At 63.9% G+C, this 17,728-nt stretch carries 18 protein-coding genes; 13 read left to right on the forward strand and 5 right to left on the reverse strand.

Annotated elements, in window-relative coordinates; translation table 11 throughout:
* Positions 1-279: 279 nt before the first annotated feature.
* The 3 genes from ACX80Q_RS09285 to ACX80Q_RS09295 all read right to left on the reverse strand — a co-directional run bounded on the left by ACX80Q_RS09285 (position 280) and on the right by ACX80Q_RS09295 (position 2,011).
* Positions 280-900 carry a hypothetical protein gene (locus ACX80Q_RS09285; protein ID WP_459330249.1) on the reverse strand — a complete coding sequence of 207 codons (621 nt, stop codon included), beginning with the start codon at positions 898-900 and terminating at the stop codon, positions 280-282.
* Positions 901-1,013: 113 nt separating this feature from the next.
* Positions 1,014-1,418, reverse strand: coding sequence for a DUF4383 domain-containing protein (locus ACX80Q_RS09290; RefSeq protein WP_459330250.1), 405 nt, complete (start codon positions 1,416-1,418; stop codon positions 1,014-1,016).
* 122 nt (positions 1,419-1,540) lie between these two features.
* Complete coding sequence (locus ACX80Q_RS09295) at positions 1,541-2,011, reverse strand: Lrp/AsnC family transcriptional regulator (protein WP_459330251.1); 471 nt, start codon at positions 2,009-2,011, stop codon at positions 1,541-1,543.
* A gap of 189 nt (positions 2,012-2,200) precedes the next feature.
* Between ACX80Q_RS09295 and pdhA the strand changes: the two genes are divergently transcribed.
* The 4 genes from pdhA to ACX80Q_RS09315 all read left to right on the forward strand — a co-directional run bounded on the left by pdhA (position 2,201) and on the right by ACX80Q_RS09315 (position 6,313).
* On the forward strand, positions 2,201-3,343 hold the full coding sequence (gene pdhA, locus ACX80Q_RS09300) for a pyruvate dehydrogenase (acetyl-transferring) E1 component subunit alpha (RefSeq protein WP_459330252.1): 1,143 nt from the start codon (positions 2,201-2,203) through the stop codon (positions 3,341-3,343).
* Positions 3,340-4,350: an alpha-ketoacid dehydrogenase subunit beta gene (locus tag ACX80Q_RS09305; RefSeq protein ID WP_459330253.1), complete on the forward strand. Its 1,011-nt coding sequence runs from the start codon at positions 3,340-3,342 to the stop codon at positions 4,348-4,350. The genes pdhA and ACX80Q_RS09305 overlap by 4 nt, the downstream gene beginning before the upstream one ends.
* Positions 4,351-4,352: 2 nt before the next feature.
* Positions 4,353-5,837: a dihydrolipoamide acetyltransferase family protein gene (locus ACX80Q_RS09310; RefSeq protein WP_459330254.1), complete on the forward strand. Its 1,485-nt coding sequence runs from the start codon at positions 4,353-4,355 to the stop codon at positions 5,835-5,837.
* Positions 5,838-5,944: 107 nt separating this feature from the next.
* A complete protein-coding gene (locus ACX80Q_RS09315) occupies positions 5,945-6,313 on the forward strand; it encodes an SPW repeat protein (RefSeq protein WP_459330255.1) in 369 nt (122 codons plus the stop codon).
* Between the two features lie 93 nt (positions 6,314-6,406).
* Here ACX80Q_RS09315 and ACX80Q_RS09320 read toward each other — a convergent pair whose 3' ends face one another.
* The gene (locus tag ACX80Q_RS09320) at positions 6,407-7,057 is read right to left on the reverse strand and encodes a TetR/AcrR family transcriptional regulator (protein ID WP_459330256.1); all 651 of its coding nucleotides are present in this window, start codon (positions 7,055-7,057) and stop codon (positions 6,407-6,409) included.
* Between the two features lie 94 nt (positions 7,058-7,151).
* Here ACX80Q_RS09320 and ACX80Q_RS09325 point away from each other — a divergent pair, with 94 nt between their 5' ends.
* The 7 genes from ACX80Q_RS09325 to ACX80Q_RS09355 are packed head-to-tail and all read left to right on the forward strand — an operon-like array spanning position 7,152 to position 14,904.
* The gene (locus ACX80Q_RS09325; RefSeq protein WP_459330257.1) at positions 7,152-8,759 is read left to right on the forward strand and encodes a carboxyl transferase domain-containing protein; all 1,608 of its coding nucleotides are present in this window, start codon (positions 7,152-7,154) and stop codon (positions 8,757-8,759) included.
* 7 nt (positions 8,760-8,766) lie between these two features.
* A complete protein-coding gene (locus ACX80Q_RS09330) occupies positions 8,767-10,872 on the forward strand; it encodes an acetyl/propionyl/methylcrotonyl-CoA carboxylase subunit alpha (RefSeq protein WP_459330258.1) in 2,106 nt (701 codons plus the stop codon).
* Position 10,873: 1 nt separating this feature from the next.
* Positions 10,874-12,037, forward strand: coding sequence for an acyl-CoA dehydrogenase family protein (locus tag ACX80Q_RS09335; RefSeq protein WP_459330259.1), 1,164 nt, complete (start codon positions 10,874-10,876; stop codon positions 12,035-12,037).
* A gap of 41 nt (positions 12,038-12,078) precedes the next feature.
* Positions 12,079-12,855, forward strand: a complete 777-nt coding sequence (locus ACX80Q_RS09340; protein ID WP_459330260.1) for a CoA transferase subunit A — start codon at positions 12,079-12,081, stop codon at positions 12,853-12,855.
* Between the two features lie 2 nt (positions 12,856-12,857).
* Complete coding sequence (locus ACX80Q_RS09345) at positions 12,858-13,511, forward strand: CoA transferase subunit B (protein WP_459330261.1); 654 nt, start codon at positions 12,858-12,860, stop codon at positions 13,509-13,511.
* A 53-nt stretch (positions 13,512-13,564) separates the two neighbouring features.
* Positions 13,565-14,038: a MaoC family dehydratase gene (locus ACX80Q_RS09350; protein WP_459330343.1), complete on the forward strand. Its 474-nt coding sequence runs from the start codon at positions 13,565-13,567 to the stop codon at positions 14,036-14,038.
* Positions 14,039-14,094: 56 nt separating this feature from the next.
* The gene (locus ACX80Q_RS09355) at positions 14,095-14,904 is read left to right on the forward strand and encodes an HpcH/HpaI aldolase/citrate lyase family protein (protein WP_459330344.1); all 810 of its coding nucleotides are present in this window, start codon (positions 14,095-14,097) and stop codon (positions 14,902-14,904) included.
* A 212-nt stretch (positions 14,905-15,116) separates the two neighbouring features.
* Here ACX80Q_RS09355 and ACX80Q_RS09360 read toward each other — a convergent pair whose 3' ends face one another.
* A complete protein-coding gene (locus ACX80Q_RS09360; protein WP_459330262.1) occupies positions 15,117-15,692 on the reverse strand; it encodes an NADPH-dependent FMN reductase in 576 nt (191 codons plus the stop codon).
* A gap of 131 nt (positions 15,693-15,823) precedes the next feature.
* Here ACX80Q_RS09360 and ACX80Q_RS09365 point away from each other — a divergent pair, with 131 nt between their 5' ends.
* The gene (locus tag ACX80Q_RS09365; protein ID WP_459330263.1) at positions 15,824-16,321 is read left to right on the forward strand and encodes a MarR family winged helix-turn-helix transcriptional regulator; all 498 of its coding nucleotides are present in this window, start codon (positions 15,824-15,826) and stop codon (positions 16,319-16,321) included.
* 172 nt (positions 16,322-16,493) lie between these two features.
* Positions 16,494-17,708, forward strand: coding sequence for a 1-deoxy-D-xylulose-5-phosphate reductoisomerase (gene dxr, locus ACX80Q_RS09370; RefSeq protein ID WP_459330264.1), 1,215 nt, complete (start codon positions 16,494-16,496; stop codon positions 17,706-17,708).
* Positions 17,709-17,728: the final 20 nt, after the last annotated feature.

A 17,728-nucleotide genomic window follows, 5' to 3' on the forward strand; every position in this document is an offset into this window, starting at 1 on the left:
GACTCGCCAGCACGACCGCCACACCCGGAAAGCACCCAAGAAAGCGGCCCCCACCAAAAAAGATGGGAGCCGCACACCGATGCCTCTTGACAAAAGTTCCCACATATCAGTCCCCACGCCCTCCCGAACTACAGCCGCTGGCGCGTCTGCACTTCGGGTCCCTCGGGCGCGTGGGCCCATCCAGCTCCTCCCCAACCACAGCAAATGGCCCCGACCCTTCGTCACTTGGGACGAAGGGTCGGGGCCATTTGCTTGCAGCCACCAGGGGAATGAAAGTTGCTAGTGCTGGTGGTCTTGATTCTTCAGTTGCTGGATGTTGCTGGGAACCGAAGGGCTCTTGTCGGTTTCACTGTGTCCTGAGTGCGGAACGGCAAGTTCGCCGGCGGTGGAGGCCGCCATGCCCACTGTCGTCAGGGCGGCAACCAGGATTGATGCGGCGAAGAGCGTACCAACCACTGCCGCTGCCGTGGGTTCCTTGCGGGTTTTGGATTCCTGCCGCAGCGCCGCGTTCCGCCGCCAGCCAAGGACGGCTATGACCGAGAGCTCCAGGGCCAGCAGGGATGCTAGCGTCATGTCGAACGTTCGGCTGGCCTCAGGTATCCGCCACAGTCCAAACAACAAGCCGGTGAGGTGGACGAGTGCTGCTGCGGACACCACCAGACGCAGCGTTCCTGCCCGTTTGATTCTGCCGCTTCTGAAGGAGATGAATCCGTAAGCCAGGGCTGCCAGTCCGTAAACTGCGGAGGCAACGCCGGCCACCCACTGCCACGGAGCGGTGGCCAGCAATACCCTATCTGCGTCAGCGGGTTCCCCGCCCAGTCCGGGAAGCAAACTTGATGCAGCAGCGATTGCGAGTGCGGCGATCCCCAAAAACGCCAAACTTGCGTACAGCGAAGTCAACTCAGTTCCTGTCCGGGTGGTGCTCTCCAGCCTTCGCCGGCCGCGGAGCAACACCCGGGCGGGAACCCGCCCAGCAATGGGCGGAGCTCCCAGATGCTGGGCGGTTGTCATGCTCAGGCGGCTCGTGCTGCGACGGTGCGGTCCTGTGAGAGACCAACAGCCAGCAGGACGAAGGCGCTGCCCAGGTGGAGAACGTTATCAGCGCCGTTGAGGGCAATAATGTTCAAGGCGGTTCCCGGAAGGAACAACCCGACGATCCCAACCAGCAGGTAAACAGCTCCCACGGTGGAGTTCATGGTCTTGGCGGCACTGACGTTGGAGAGGCCAGCAAACAGCAGTGCCGCACCGATGGCCAGGTGGATGACGTTGTGCATGGGGTTGACCTCAAAAATGATCAAGTTCCTGCCCTCAGTGGCGAAGAAGCCGATCCCGCTGGTCACAAAGAAACCTAAAATGCCGACTAAGAGGTAAACGGCACCGAAAACGGTGGCTAGCAATCTGTTCGGTGAAGTGCGCATGATGATTATCCTTTTCCTGACGACGAAGAAAGAGTTTTCTTCGTCCTGTCCCGAGAGGGTTCAACACGAACCCATAACAGTGGTTCGGAGTGCGCACGACTACGGATTGGCTGGCGGAAGAACTATTTTCCCAGTTCCCTTTGCAGCAGGGGAGTGAGGCGGAAAGGAACCAGTTCATTCATGGCCAGGGAGGTTTCGGTGCGCTCGACGCCGTCGCACGCCAGGATCTTTCCATTGATCCGGAACAGGTCCTCGGCGCCTTTGGACACCACACGCACCAGCAAGTCCTCGCGCCCGCTGAGTCCGTGGACCTCTACCACCTCGGGGATGGATGCCAGGGATGTGGCCAGATCACCCAACTTTTGTTGTTGCACATGCACGGAAATAAAGGCAGTCAGCGGGTACCCCAGGGCTGCCGTGCTGACCCTGTGGTCAAAGTTCAAAAAGGCGTTCCGCTTCTCCAGGGACGCCAAGCGGGCCTGGACAGTATTGCGCGACAAGCCAAGGGTGGCAGCCATGGCCACCACTGTTTGGCGCGGGTCCGCCACCATGGCCAAAAGGATGCGGGCGTCTGTTCCATCTAAAGTATGCATAATGCGCAGATTAGCACGGTTACTCCGTCGCAAATAGGGCACAATGATCAGTTTCTGAAAAGGACATTGCGCCTCCTGCCTGACGTGAGTAGGGTCACAGTGAGGGCGGTAATGGCGCTGCCCCACCGTGCGCGAACAATTTTTTCAGGCGGTTTGTGAGCCTGCAAAACTCTAAGGAGGCGAACCACCGTGCTGGACACTTCGGCAAACACCGGGTCACCAACAGAATCAGTGATTCACCAACTCATAACGGCAGCCGGCACCCGCGTCACGGATGAGGTCCTGGACCCTTTCGTGGCCGGCGTGGACAATGAGCAATTGCTCAAGCTGTACCAGGACATGGTGGTCATTCGGCGCATCGACTTTGAGGCAACAGCCCTGCAACGCCAGGGCCAACTGGCCCTATGGCCGCCCATGCTGGGCCAGGAAGCGGCGCAAATTGGCTCAGTCCGGGCCATAGAGGACGACGACTTCATCTTCCCCACCTACCGCGAAAACGGGGTTGCCTATTGCCGCGGCGCCAACCTCACCGGAATCATGAGCACCTGGCGTGGCAGCGCCAACACCGGTTGGGATCCCTACGAAGTTAACATGGCCACACCTCAGATCATTATTGGCGCGCAAACCCTGCACGCCACGGGGTACGCCATGGGGCTGACCATGGACGGCAAGGAATCGCTGGCCATCGCCTATTTGGGCGACGGCGCCACCAGCCAGGGCGACGTCCACGAGGCCATGGTGTTTGCCGCCAGTTTCCAGACACCGGTGATCTTCTTCTGCCAAAATAACCACTGGGCCATCTCGGAACCCGTGGGACTGCAGGCCCATGTTCCCTTAGCCGGCCGCGCTCCCGGCTACGGCATCCCCAGCTTGCGCGTCGACGGGAACGACGTTCTGGCCGTCCTTGCCGCAACGCAGTGGGCCGCCACCCGCGCCCGCAGCGGTGGCGGGCCCAGCTTCATCGAAGCCGTCACCTACCGCATGGGCCCCCACACCACGGCCGATGACCCCACACGCTACCGGGAGGCCGCCGAGCTGGAGGAGTGGCGTGCCAAGGATCCCATCGCCCGGGTCCGCACATTCTTGACCAACAATGGAACGCTCGACGCCGGTGCTGAAGCCGAGGTGGCGGCGCAAGCCGACGCCGTGGCCGCCGAACTGCGTGCGGGCTGCATTGGCATGCCGGATCCGGAACCCATGACACTTTTTGACAACGTCTACACCGGCGAACACGCCATCCTTGACCGTCAGCGCGAGCACTATGCGAGGTACTTGGCCGGCTTTGCCGGGGCCGCTGCGGGCAACTCCAGCGCGGAAGGAAATCAGCGATGAGCACACTTACACTGACCCAGGCCATCAACGCCGGGCTGCGCAGGGCCATGGAGGACGATCCTCAAGTGGTCCTCCTGGGCGAGGACATCGGCACGCTCGGCGGTGTCTTCCGGGTGACCGACGGACTCATGAAGGACTTTGGCTCACACCGTGTCATCGACACCCCGCTGGCGGAAAGTGCCATCATCGGCACAGCCGTGGGCCTGGCCTACAGGGGATTCCGGCCCGTGTGCGAGATCCAGTTTGACGGCTTCATCTACCCCGGCTTTGACCAAATTGTGTCCCAGGTGGCCAAGCTGCACATGCGCACCCACGGACAGGTCCGCATGCCGCTGACCATCCGCGTCCCCTTCGGCGGCGGCATTGGTTCCCCGGAACACCACTCCGAGTCCCCTGAGGCCTATTTTGTGCACACCTCGGGGCTGCGCGTTGTCAGCGCCTCCAATCCGCAGGACGCTTACACGCTGCTGCGCCAGGCCATTGCCAGCGATGACCCCGTGCTGTTCTTTGAACCCAAACGCCGCTACCACAGCAAGGGGGAGGTGGACCTTGACGCCGACCTGGCCCTGGCCCCCGCCATGGGCGCCGCCCGCGTGGTTTCCCCCGGCACCGACGTCACCCTGGTGACCTACGGCCCGCTGGTGCCGACAGCCCTTGACGCGGCCCGGGCCGCAGCGGACGACGGCATCTCCGTCGAGGTGATCGACCTTCGCTCCCTTTCCCCCATTGACTACGGCCCGCTGGAGGAATCCGTGCGCCGCACCGGTCGCCTGGTCATCACCCATGAGGCCTCCGAGACTCTGGGCCTTGGCGCCGAAATCGCCGCCGCCATGACCGAGCGCTGCTTCAACTACCTTGAAGCGGCACCCGTGCGGATCACCGGTTTCGACATCCCGTACCCGCCGTCCAAGCTAGAAAAGCACCACCTGCCCGATCTTGACCGTATGCTCGACGGCGTTGACCGCGCCTTGGGCCGTCCCAACTCCCTCACGGGGCTGGAAGGATGACAATGATTGCCGAATTCAAGCTTCCAGACCTGGGCGAAGGCCTCACCGAATCGGAGATCGTCAGCTGGCATGTGGCTGTTGGCGACACCGTCACTCTCAACCAGGTCCTCGGCGAAGTGGAAACGGCCAAAGCCGTGGTGGAGTTGCCCTCGCCGTACGCCGGCGTTGTCACGGCCATCAGCCACGAACCCGGCACCATGGTTGAAGTGGGCGAGGTGATCATCGCGTTCGACGTGGCGGACGGATCATCAGTGGGCTCCAACAGCCTGCCGGGCTCGAGGCCGGCTTCGCCCGCCATGGGGGCCCCGCCCGCTTCGCCGGCGCCCGAAGCCGCTCCCGGGGGCCTGTCACAACAACCGGCCGCGGCTGTCGCAGGCAATGACGCATCTGCCGCGCCGAAGCGGGTTCCAACGCTCGTGGGGTACGGGGCCGATCCGGAATCGTCCAAGCGGCCCACCCGGCGGGCTCGCGTGTTTGCCGCCATAGCTGCGAGCCCGGTGGCCACGGGCAGCAGCGCCACCTCGACGGCCGGGACTTTTGCTGCCGCGCCCGTCAATTCCGGGGTTGCCGATGCCCGGGTCCAAGGGAACAGGCCGCGGTCCACGCCTCCTGTGCGCAAATTGGCGCGGGACTTGGGCCTTGAGCTGACCACGCTGGTGGGTACGGGGGAGCGGGGTCTGATCACCCGCGGTGATGTCCTCGCTTTTGCCGGGGACCCTGCCAACGGTTCAGGGGCAGTTGTGGAGGCGCCGGCGTCGACCACACCCAGCCATGGGACTGCGGAGGCCCGGGAGGTGCGCACGCCCATCAAGGGGGTGCGGAAGTTCATGGCGGCGGCCATGGTGGAGAGTGCCTTCACGGCACCGCACGTCACCGAGTTCCTGACCGTTGACGTCACGGCCGGCATGGAGTTTCTGGATAAATTGCGCGGCCTGAAGGAGTTTGCCGGGCTGAAGGTGACGCCGTTGACTCTTGCGGCGAAGGCCGTGAGCCTGGCGGTGGCTCGGCATCCGGCGCTGAACACCCACTGGGATCAAGCGAGTCAGGAGGTGGTGGCGTACAACTACCTGAATCTTGGCATTGCCGCTGCCACACCGCGGGGGCTGCTGGTGCCCAACATCAAGGACGCCCAGGTCTTGGGGCTGCGCGGGCTGGCTGTTGCTTTGGGCGAGCTGGCAGAGACGGCCCGTTCCGGCAAGACTCCGCCGGCCGATCTGGCAGGAGGCACCTTCTCCATCACCAACATTGGCGTTTTTGGCATCGATGCAGGAACCCCCATCCTGAATCCCGGGGAGGCTGGCATTTTGGCCCTCGGTGCCGTGCGCCGGACACCTTGGGAATACCAGGGGGGCATTGCGCTGAGGCAGGTCATGACGCTCAGTTTGTCCTTTGATCACAGGCTGGTCGACGGCGCTCAGGGCTCACGCTTCTTGGCGGACGTGGGCGCCATGATGGCCGATCCTGCGATGGGGCTGGTGATGGGCTGAACTGCACCCCTAATGCAACGTGATTGCTATGGATACGCGGCCGGAGCGGACGTATATTTATAGATGACCCCCACGTTGGGAGCCAACTCTTAGGGAGGCTGGTATCAATGAAGAGGTGGAATCGCTGGCAGGACTTTGTTGCCGTCGCAGCTGGTCTTTATGCCGCTTTGTCGACAATGTGGACATCGCAGCAGAACAGCTCCATGGTCATGATGATTGGTTGCGGCGTACTGCTGATGGCCACGGGCGTTTGGAATCTGATGAGCCCCGGGCAGCCTGTGGCTGAATGGGTTCAGATGGTGCTGGCCGCACTGCTGATCGTCTCCCCCTGGCTGGCCGGTTACACGGCACACATGGGAGCGACGTGGACGTCATGGATCGCTGGAGGTGTGGCGCTGCTTGCCGGCGTCATGGCGCTGCAGCCGAGCATGCACGAGCACGCCGAAGGCCATCACGGAGGCATGGCAGCCCACTGAGTTCCTTGCAAACTCATGGTGAGCAAAAAGCGCCGGGATTCCCGGCGCTTTTTGCTTGTTCAAGTGAGGTGGCTAGGCCCGGCAGGCGGCTTTCTAGCTGGCTGGGGAAACGGAGAGCCCGGCCCAGGCCATGGCCTCAAGCACAGTCCTGGCCGTTGCCGCATCTGTACTGCGCTCATCTGTACTGCGCTCATCTGAACTGCGCCGGCCCGTGCGTCCGTGGACGCGAAGGCTGTGCGGGGTGGAGTTGATGAGGCCAAAGATTGCCTGTGCCTGGAGCCGGAGAACAGTAGTTTCCCGCTCCGGGAACAGCTGCCCCAGCACGTGAACCCACAGCTCCACATAGGCTCGTTGCAGCGATCGCACGGCGGCCCTGTCCGCGTCGCTGAGCGAATCAAGGTCCCGGTCCTGGACCCTAATCACATCCGGCTGGCTCAGGGCAAAGTCAACGTGAAAGGCGACCAGCGCGCGCAGGGAGGCCTCGACGCTGGGTGTGGCAGCGAGTACGGCCCGTCCGCCCGCCAGCAAGTCCTCGCTGACGCCAATCAGCAGCGCACCGAGCAGCGCCTGCTTCCCGCTGAAGTGCCTGTACACCGCGGGCCCGCTCACTCCCGCAGCGGCCCCCAAATCCTCAATGGACACGCCGCTGAAGCCACGCTGGGCGAACAAGGCGGCGGCAGATTTGAGCAGCACCGAGCGGCGGTTGGCCTTGGCCTGGATGCGGCTGGTGGTGGCTTGCTCCATCAGATCCTCCCTTGGTGCTGGACATCACAGAATTGTCAGACTAACCTGAAACTCAGTTAGTGATTATTAACTAAGTGTAGCGGATGAGGGGTCGATGGAGACTTTGCAGAGCGCGGTGGAGCCGGCGGGGGATGCGTTCGCCCGCAATGATGCCCAGCAGCGTGATTTGGTGGCACAGTTGCGCCAATTGCTGTGTGAGACGGCCCGCGGCGGCCCCGAAAAGTCTCGTGAACGCCATGTTGCCCGCGGCAAGCTGCTGCCCCGCGAGCGTGTTGACCAGCTGCTGGATGAGGGCAGCCCCTTTCTTGAAGTGGCGCCACTGGCGGCCCACGGCATGTACGACGGCGCGTCCCCCGGGGCCGGTGTCATCGCCGGCATTGGGCTGGTGCAGGGCCGCCACGTCATGATCGTGTGCAACGACGCCACGGTCAAGGGCGGCACTTACTACCCGCTCACGGTGAAGAAACATTTGCGGGCGCAGGAAATTGCCTTGGAGAACCGGCTGCCCTGCATTTACTTGGTGGACTCCGGGGGCGCGTTCCTGCCCAAGCAGGATGAGGTGTTCCCTGACAAGGAGCACTTCGGCCGGATCTTCTTCAACCAGGCGCACATGTCGGCGCGGAAGATTCCGCAGATTGCGGCCGTCCTGGGTTCCTGCACGGCCGGCGGAGCCTATATGCCGGCCATGAGTGATGAAACTGTGATTGTGCGCAATCAGGGCACCATCTTTCTGGGCGGGCCGCCGCTGGTGAAGGCCGCCATTGGCGAGATTGTCACTGCCGAGGAGCTGGGTGGCGGTGAGGTGCACGCCGGCATTTCCGGGGTGGTGGACCATCTGGCCGAGAATGACCAGCACGCCCTAGCCATTGTGCGCGACATCGTGGCCACCCTCCCGCCCAACCCGCCCCCGGCCTGGGCTGTGGGTGAGAGCCGGGCCCCGGAAGCGGACCCGGCGGAGCTGTATGGGGCGGTGCCCACAGACCTGAACACTCCCTACGACATTCGCGAGGTCATCGCCCGCCTGGTGGACGGCAGCAAATTCCACGAGTTCAAGCGGAACTACGGCACCACGCTGGTCACCGGCTTCGCCACCCTGCACGGCCATCCCGTGGGCATCGTGGCCAACAACGGTGTGCTGTTCAGCGAATCGGCGCTCAAGGGTGCCCACTTCATTGAGCTGTGCGATCAGCGCGGGATCCCGCTGATCTTCCTGCAAAACCTCAACGGCTTCATGGTGGGCAAGGACTACGAACACGGCGGCATCGCCAAGCACGGCGCAAAGATGGTCACCGCCGTCGCCACCGCACGGGTGCCCAAGCTGACGGTCATTGTGGGCGGCTCGTTTGGTGCGGGCAACTACTCCATGTGCGGGCGCGCCTACAGCCCCCGGTTCCTGTGGATGTGGCCGGCCGCCCGCATCTCCGTCATGGGCGGCAATCAGGCCGCCTCTGTGCTGGCCACGGTCAAACGCGAGCAGCATGAACAGCGGGGGGATCATTGGCCGGCCGAGGCGGAACAAGCGTTCAAGGCCCCCATCCTGGCCCAGTACGAGGACCAGGGCAGCCCCTACTATTCCACCGCCCGCCTGTGGGACGACGGCGTCATTGACCCTGCTGACACCCGCACCGTTCTGGGCCTGGCGCTGGACGTGTGCGCCCGGACCCCGCTGCCGGAGACATCCTTCGGCCTCTTCAGAATGTGAGCCCCTTGTGACACCTCTTTTTGATACAGTCCTGGTGGCCAACCGCGGCGAGATTGCCGCCCGCGTGATCCGCACCCTGCGCAGCCTGGGCATCCGCTCGGTGGCTGTCTATTCCGAGCCCGACGCCGGATCCCGCCACGTGCGCGAGGCCGACGCCGCGCTGTGCATTGGGCCAGCATCCGCCGCGGAGAGCTACCTGAACATCGACGCCGTGGTGGCGGCCGCCCGCGCATCCGGTGCCCAGGCAGTGCACCCCGGCTATGGCTTCCTGTCGGAGAACCTGGCGTTCGCGCAGGCGCTCGCAGCTGCCGGCATCACCTTCATTGGCCCCAACGTTGAGGCCCTGAAGGTTATGGGCGACAAAATCCGTTCCAAAAACCATGTCGGCGCCGCCGGTGTTCCCGTGGTTCCGGGGATTTCCCAGCCCGGTCTCACAGATGCTGATCTGATCGCCGCTGCGGAGGGGATCGGCTACCCGTTGCTCATCAAGCCGTCGGCAGGCGGCGGTGGCAAGGGCATGCACAGCGTGTTCAGTCATGCGGAGTTGCCCGCAGCCCTGGCCACCGCCCGGCGGGTTGCCGCCAGCGCGTTTGGTGATGACACCTTGTTCCTGGAGCGTTTGGTGGCCAATCCCCGGCACATTGAGGTGCAGATTCTCGGTGACACCTTCGGCAACGTGGTGCACCTGGGCGAGCGCGAGTGCTCCCTGCAGCGCCGCCACCAAAAGGTCATTGAGGAAGCGCCCTCACCCCTGTTGGAATCGCTGAACGACGGCGGTGCCACACGCGCCCGCATCGGGGCTGCGGCCTGTGCTGCGGCCGCCAGTGTGCACTACACGGGCGCCGGAACTGTGGAGTTTTTGGTCTCCGACGATCGCCCGGATGAGTTCTTCTTCATGGAGATGAACACCCGGCTGCAGGTGGAACACCCCGTGACCGAAATGGTGGCCAGAGTGGAGGGTGAACTCCTGGATCTGGTGGCCTGGCAACTGCGCATCGCCGCCGGGGAGCAGCTCACCTTCACCCAGAAGTCGGTGGCCCTTGTGGGTCATGCCGTGGAGGCGCGGATCTATGCCGAAAACCCTGCTGACGGGTTCTTGCCCTCGGCCGGGACTGTGGCGCTCCTGGATGAATCCGTGGCCCTGCGGGACGGGGTGCGGGTGGACAGCTCCCTGTTGCCCGGACTGGAAATCTCCTCAAATTACGATCCCATGCTCGCCAAGGTCATCGCATGGGGTGCTGACAGGCCCCAGGCCCTTGGCCGGCTGGATGCCGCACTGCGGGACTATGCGGTGTTGGGGGTGTCCACCAATGTGGAATACCTGCGCCTGCTCCTGGCCGACCCCGACGTCCAGGCCGGCCGCCTCGACACCACCTTGATCGAACGCAAACTGCCGGACATGGCGTTCCGGGCCCTGGACGCCAGCGACTACGCCGCCGCGGCGCACTTTGTCCGCAGTCCGACGCGTCGGCTGCGGGCGGCCTTTGGCGTCTCCGTTACGCCGCCTACGGAAACGCCTGCTCCTTCGCCGGGTAGCCCGTGGGCCCGCAGCGACGGATGGCGGCTGGGCGATCCGGCCCCGTGGCGCATGACCTTCGCTGGCCCCGGACGCACCGGGGTGGTGACGGTCAGCGGTAGCCAGGAAGGAAGCGGCACTGTTGGGTCCGGCGTCGTACGTGTCAGCGGGCTGGGGGAGCAGCCGCAGGAGGTGCGCGGCGACGAACGCGACTACCAGCTGGCCGGGGACAACCATGAGGTGTTTCTGGGCAGTGGCGGGTGGAGTGCCTCCCTGGAGTTGCTTGACCGTGAGCAGGCCGTGGCACGCATGCTGGCCGGGCGGCAACGGGAGGACGCTGCAGCGGATCCGCACGTGCGCAGCCCCATGCCTGGCACCGTCACTGTCCTAAACGTCAGCACGGGGGACCGGGTCGAGGTGGGCACGGTGCTGCTCGGCGTGGAGGCCATGAAGATGGAACACCAGCTGGTGGCCGCGATCGCCGGCACAGCGCACATCAGTGTGGCCGTGGGCTCGCTGGTGAAGGCCCAGCAAATTGTGGCCACAGTGCTCCCCGATGAACCGCTTGCAACTACCCACAACCCTGAAGGGGAATAACGTGCCAAATTTTGAGCTCAATGACGAGTACCAGGATCTCAGTGACATGGTCAGGGACTTCGCCGACAACGAGGTGGCCCCCGTGGCTGCCAAACACGACGAGGAGCATTCCTTCCCGTACGAAGTGGTGGCGAAGATGGGTGAGCTGGGCCTGTTTGGCCTGCCCTTCCCGGAGGAATTTGGCGGCATGGGCGGGGACTACTTCGCCCTGGCGCTGGCCCTGGAACAGCTGGGCAGGGTGGACCAGTCGGTGGCCATCACGCTCGAGGCAGGGGTTTCGCTCGGCGCCATGCCTGTGTACCGCTTTGGCACGCAGGCGCAGCAGGAGCAGTGGCTGCCGTCCCTCACCACAGGGGAGGCGCTCGCAGGCTTTGGCCTGACCGAGCCCGACGCCGGATCGGACGCCGGGGGCACGGCCACCAAGGCGCGCCTGGAGAATGGTGAATGGGTGGTTGACGGCAGTAAGCAGTTCATCACCAACTCCGGGACCACCATCACCAAGTTTGTCACCGTCACCGCCGTGACCGGCAGCTCCGTGCGCAAGGACGGCTCGGTGAAGAAGGAAATCTCCACCATCCTGGTGCCCAACGGGACGCCCGGGTTCACCGTGGAGAAGCCTTACAACAAGGTGGGCTGGAATGCCTCGGACACTCATCCGTTGACGTTTGCCAATGTCCGGGTGCCGGAGGAGAACCTCTTGGGTGAGCGTGGCCGCGGCTACGCCAACTTCCTGTCCATTCTGGATGAGGGCAGGATCGCCATCGCGGCCCTCGCCACGGGCAGCGCCCAGGGCTGCGTTGACGAGGCCACCCGCTACGCCAAAGAGCGCAGCGCCTTTGGCCACAACATTGGCCATTACCAGGGCATCTCCTTCAAGATTGCCCGCATGCAGGCGCGCGTCCACCTGGCCCGGCTGGCCTACTACGACGCCGCCGCACGCATGCTTGCCGGCAAACCCTTCAAGACCGAGGCCGCCATCGCTAAGATGACAGCAAGTGAGGCGGCCATGGACAACGCCCGCGATGCCACCCAGGTCTTTGGCGGCTACGGGTTCATCAACGAATTCCCGGTGGCCCGCCACTACCGGGATTCCAAAATCCTGGAGATTGGGGAAGGCACCACGGAAGTCCAGCTGATGCTGATCGCCAGGGAACTGGGTCTCTAGCCGGTGGTCGAGCCTGTCGAGACCCCTGAAAGGTACTAGTCATGATCAACAAAGTAGTTGCATCCCCGGCCGCGGCCATCCACGACATCCACAACGGTGCATCCCTGGCCGTGGGTGGCTTTGGCCTGTGCGGGATCCCCGTGGCACTCATCGCCGCCCTGCACAGCGCCGGGACCGCTGATCTGGAAACCATCTCCAACAATTGCGGTGTGGACGACTGGGGCTTGGGTATCCTGCTCCGTGACGGCCGCATCCGGCGCACCATTTCCTCCTATGTGGGGGAGAACAAGGAGTTCGCCCGGCAATTTTTGGCCGGCGAACTGGAAGTTGAACTCACCCCGCAGGGCACCCTGGCCGAGAAGCTCCGGGCGGGCGGGGCCGGTATCCCCGCGTTTTACACGGCCGCCGGGGTGGGTACCCAGGTCAGCGAGGGCGGCCTGCCCCGCAAGTACGACGGCGCCGGGGGAGTGGCCATTGCCTCGCCACCTAAGGAGGTGCGCACCTTCAGGGACGCCGAGTATGTCCTGGAGGAATCCCTGACCCCGGACTTCGCACTGGTGCACGCGTGGAAGGGCGACCGCCACGGCAACCTGGTCTTCCACGCAACAGCCATGAACTTCAACCCGCTGTGCGCCATGGCCGGGCGCATCACCATTGCCGAGGTGGAGGAACTCGTGGAACCTGGCGAGCTGGACCCCGAGCACGTCCACGTCCCCGGGATCTTCGTCCAACGCGTGGTCCACGTCCCGGCCGGCACCCCGGGCAGCGAGAAGCGCATCGAAAAACGGACCGTGGCAACTAGTGGACAGGAGGCCTGACCATGGCACTGACTCGCAATGAGCTGGCTGCCCGGGTGGCACAGGAACTGCACAACGGGCAGTACGTGAACCTGGGGATTGGCATGCCCACCTTGATACCGAACTTCATCCCCGCGGGGGTGGAGGTGGTGCTCCACTCGGAGAACGGGATACTGGGCACGGGCCCCTACCCGGCGGAAGCCGACGTCGACCCTGATTTGATCAATGCTGGCAAGGAGACGGTGACAGTGAACAAGGGGGCCGCGTTCTTCGACTCGGCGCTGTCCTTTGGGATGGTGCGTGGGGGCCACGTGGATGTGGCCGTGTTGGGCGCCATGCAGGTGGCCGAGAATGGTGACCTGGCCAACTGGATGATTCCGGGCAAGATGGTTAAGGGCATGGGCGGGGCCATGGATCTGGTGTTCGGGGCCAAGAAACTCATCGTCATGATGGAGCACCTGGACAGGGACGGCAACCCCAAGATCCTTACGGAGTGTACGCTGCCGTTGACAGGGAAACGCTGTGTTGACCTCATTGTGACCGATCTGGCCGTCATCGAAGTGACGCCGGATGGGCTGGTGCTCAAGGAATTGGCGCCCGAGGTCAGCATGGCAGAGATCGTGGCGGCCACGGGTGCGCCACTGAATGTGGAGATGCATGATGTGGACAATGTATGAGTGACGGTCACGCAGGATTCCCGCGCGCACAGCGGCCGGTGGCCGAGCCTGTCGTGACCGCTGTGATCACCCAGCGCGGGCTGTACTTTGAGGAACTGTCGGTGGGCACCGTGTATCAACACCGGCCAGGGCGCACCATGACCGAAACGGACAACGTCCTGTTCACCACCATGACCATGAACACCCAGGCGCTGCACCTGGATGCTGCATGGAGTGCCGAGCAACCCTTTGGCCAGCGCCTCATGAACTCCATGTTCACCCTGGCCACCATGGTGGGCCAATCCGTGGCACAGCTGACCCAGGGCACCATCGTGGCGCAGCTGGGCATGAACGACATCTCCTTCCCCCACCCCATGTTTCACGGTGACACCCTGTACACGGAGACGGTGGTGAGAGAGAAGCGCCTCTCAGCCTCACGGCCCGGCCAAGGTATTGTGACTTTGGAACACACCGGACGGAACCAATCCGGCGTCGTGGTGGGAAAGGCCAGCAGAACAGCACTGTTCCTGCTGATGCCCACACGCTAGCCCCCGGTGACAGCCTAGAGAAGGAGCCCACTATTTCCGTGCGCAAAGAATTCACCATGGGACCGGCGCTGCTCTTCGCCCCGGCTGACAGGCCCGAGAGATTCGCCAAGGCGGCCGAGCGGGCCGACGCCGTCATCCTGGACCTGGAGGACGCCGTGGCGCCCGCGGCCAAGGCCCAGGCCCGGGAGAACCTGGCCACCAGCGGGCTGGACCCGGCAACCACCATGGTGCGCATCAATGCCCTGGACACCGAGGAAAGCCGGCTGGACCTGGCAGCCCTGGCACTGGGAAACTTCAACACCATCATGGTGGCCAAGGCATCGAATCCCGAGGCCATAGCCGCGCTCGCACATTACAACGTGGTGGCCCTGTGTGAGACTGCCGCGGGCATCCTGGCGGCACCGGCGCTGGCGCAACTACCCAATGTTGTGGCGTTGATGTGGGGTGCGGAGGATCTGGTGGCATCCCTGGGCGGGACCTCCAGCCGCTTCGGCACCGGGCCGCGCACAGGGGCATACCGGGCGGTGGCAACCCATGCGCGCTCGCAGCTGCTGCTGGCCGCCGGTGCTTTTGGGAAGGTTGCCATCGATTCCATCTATGCCGATTTCGCCGACCTTGACGGGCTGGCGGCTGAGTCGGAGGACGCGGTGGCCAGCGGTTTTGGCGCCAAGGCCTGCATCCACCCGTCCCAGGTGGCTGTGATCCGTGCGGCGTACCGGCCAAGTCCCGCGGACGTTGCCGCGGCGCAGGAACTGTTGGCTGCAGCCGACGCCGCCGGCACCGGCGTGTTTGCCTTCAGGGGCCAGATGGTGGATGGGCCCATTTTGCTGCACGCCCAGCAGACCCTGCGCCGCGCCGCCTGCTAACCCCCTCCACCACCCAAAACGCCCCCCCCAACGCCCCCACCGCCCCCAACGCCCGCTCACATCCGGGGCTTAACTTCACGACGCTCTCGCAGCAATGGTCATTAAATGCCGGACGCTCTCGCAGCAATGGTCATTAAATGCCGAACGCTCTCGCAGTTCAGTGCGAGAGCGTTCGGTAAAACTACACCATTGCTGCGAAAGCGTTGGGAACTCTAGACGGTGGCGAGGGCGTCTTCGCGCACTGTCTTCATGGCGTGGGTCCAGGAAATCAGCTGGTCGAACATCGGGGCCACGGATGCGGCCTGGATTTCCGTGGGCTTGAATGTGGCGAAGTTCTCGAAGTCGGTGAACAGGGAGAACAGCCCGGTCTTCTGAACGTGGGCAACCTGCAACTCGGACAGAATGCCGCGCAGGTGCTCGATGGCGCGGGCGCCGAAGGCTGAACCGTAGCCCACCATGCCGGCAGCCTTGTTGTTGAACTCAACGTTCAAGTAGGAGATGGCGTTGGCCAGGGCCGGCTGCACCGAGTGGTTGTATTCACCGGTGATGAAGATATAGCCGTCGAACTCGTTCATCTTGGCTGCCCAGACCTTGGTGTGGTCATTCTGGTAGTTCTGGTATCCGGCGGGGTACGCCTCATCCAGAACGGGCAGGTTAAAATCGGCAATGTCTACCAGCTCGTAGTCAGCATCTCCGCGCAGCTGAGCCTGGGCCAAAACCCACTCCGCAACACCAGTGTTGTTGCGGCCGGGGCGGGTGGAACCGGTGACGATAGCGATCTTGGTCATGCGTGTTGCTCCTTGAGATTGGTAACCCGCCACCCTAGATAGATGACGCGTCAACTAAAACTTGATGTTTCCATCATGAACCAGACATACTTGATATGTCAACTACCGCGTAACAACTATTGAGGGATGTCATGGCCAACCCGGAAACCACCGCAGAAGCAGCCACCAAGACTCGCTGGCTCAGTGCCCACGAGCGTGAGCTTTGGCTGGAGCTGAGGGAATTCACCGTTGGCCTACCCCGTGCCATTGACCGCCAGCTCACTCAGGACTCTGATGTTTCCGGCGGGGAGTACGCCATCCTCGCGGCAGTTTCCGAGGCGCCGCCGGAAGGTGTGCGGTCAAGCGATCTGGCGGCCATACTCGGGTGGGAGCGCTCACGCGTTTCGCATTTGCTCCGGCGCATGGAGGCCAGGGGTTTCATAGGCCGTTGCGCTGCCAGCTCGGATGGTCGCGGCCAGGAAATTTCCCTGACGGAAGGTGGCTGGGACAAGGTTCGCAGCGCAGCGCCGGGACATGTGACCATGGTGCGCGAGGCCATTTTTGACCCTCTCACCGTGGCGCAGCAGGAGTGCCTCCTTGTGGCCATTCGCAGCATTCGTCAGGGGGTTGCCGAGCGCGGACTCTGGTGATCCCATCCTCCCACCGCTCGCAAGTCCCCAGCAGCTCCCACCGCTCGCAGGCTCGCAGCGGGTCCCTCGCCGCAGTGGGCCCCCGCAGCGGGTCCCTCGCCGCCGTGGGCCCAACCGGCTGGTTGGGCGCGGGGCGCTGCCGTTGTGCGCCAAGTGCGGAATACTTAGAGGTATGGCGCATCGTAAAGTGATCATCCTCGGCTCAACAGGTTCCATCGGCACCCAGGCGATCGACGTGATCGACCAAGCAACCCTGGCAGATGGCAGTCCACGCTTCAGTGTGACTGCCCTGAGCGCTGGCGGCGGCAACCTAGAATTGCTGGCACAGCAGGCGGTTCAGCTGAAGGTTTTGGCCGTTGGCACTGCCGCGGACGACGCCGGGACCTTGCGTTCCCTCATTGACGCTAGTGCCGCCGCGGCCGGCTTGGCAGGCTTCGCGCCCACCCTTGTGACCGGCCCGGATGCCTCCACCGTCATCGCCGCCTGGGGGGCGGGAACCGAGAGCGGCGCCGACGTCGTCCTCAACGGCATCACCGGATCCATCGGCCTGGCCCCAACCCTGGCCGCCCTGGGTACTCATGCCATAGTGGCACTGGCCAACAAGGAGTCCCTCATTGTGGGCGGCGCCCTGGTCAAGGACGCGGCATCGCCCGGGCAGTTGGTGCCCGTGGATTCGGAGCACTCGGCGCTGGCCCAGGCCCTGCGATCCGGCACGGCCGAAGAGGTGGACAAGCTGATTGTGACGGCCTCCGGCGGGCCCTTCCGCGGCCGCAGCCGTGAAGAATTGGCCGACGTGACGCCGGCCCAGGCGCTCAAGCACCCCACCTGGGACATGGGCATGATGGTCACCACCAACTCCGCCACACTCGTCAACAAGGGCTTGGAAATCATCGAAGCCCACCTGCTCTTTGACGTCCCGCTGGATCGCATTGAAGCCGTGGTGCACCCGCAATCGGTGGTGCATTCCATGGTGCAGTTCACCGATGGATCCACCATGGCCCAAGCCTCGCCCCCGGACATGCGCCTGCCCATTGCTTTGGGGCTGGGCTGGCCCGAACGCGTTCCGGGAGCGGCTGTTCCCTGCGACTGGAGCAAGGCAACCACCTGGACGTTTGAGCCATTGGACAACGTGGCGTTTCCCGCCGTCGAGCTTGCCAAGGAGGCGGCGCGGCGCGGAAGCACCTGCCCCGCTGTTTACAACGCTGCCAACGAGGAGGCCGTCCACGCCTTCCATGCCGGAGAGATAGGCTTTCTGGATATTGTGGACACCATTGCGCAAGTTCTCAGTGAACACACACCGAGTTCGCAGTTGACGCTCGAATCCGTGTTGGAAGCTGAAATCTGGGCGCGCGCGCGGACCCATCAAGTGCTGGCCACTAAGGGCTGAAGATTACCGGGACAAGAAAG

Source organism: Arthrobacter sp. HLT1-20 (genome assembly GCF_054510895.1).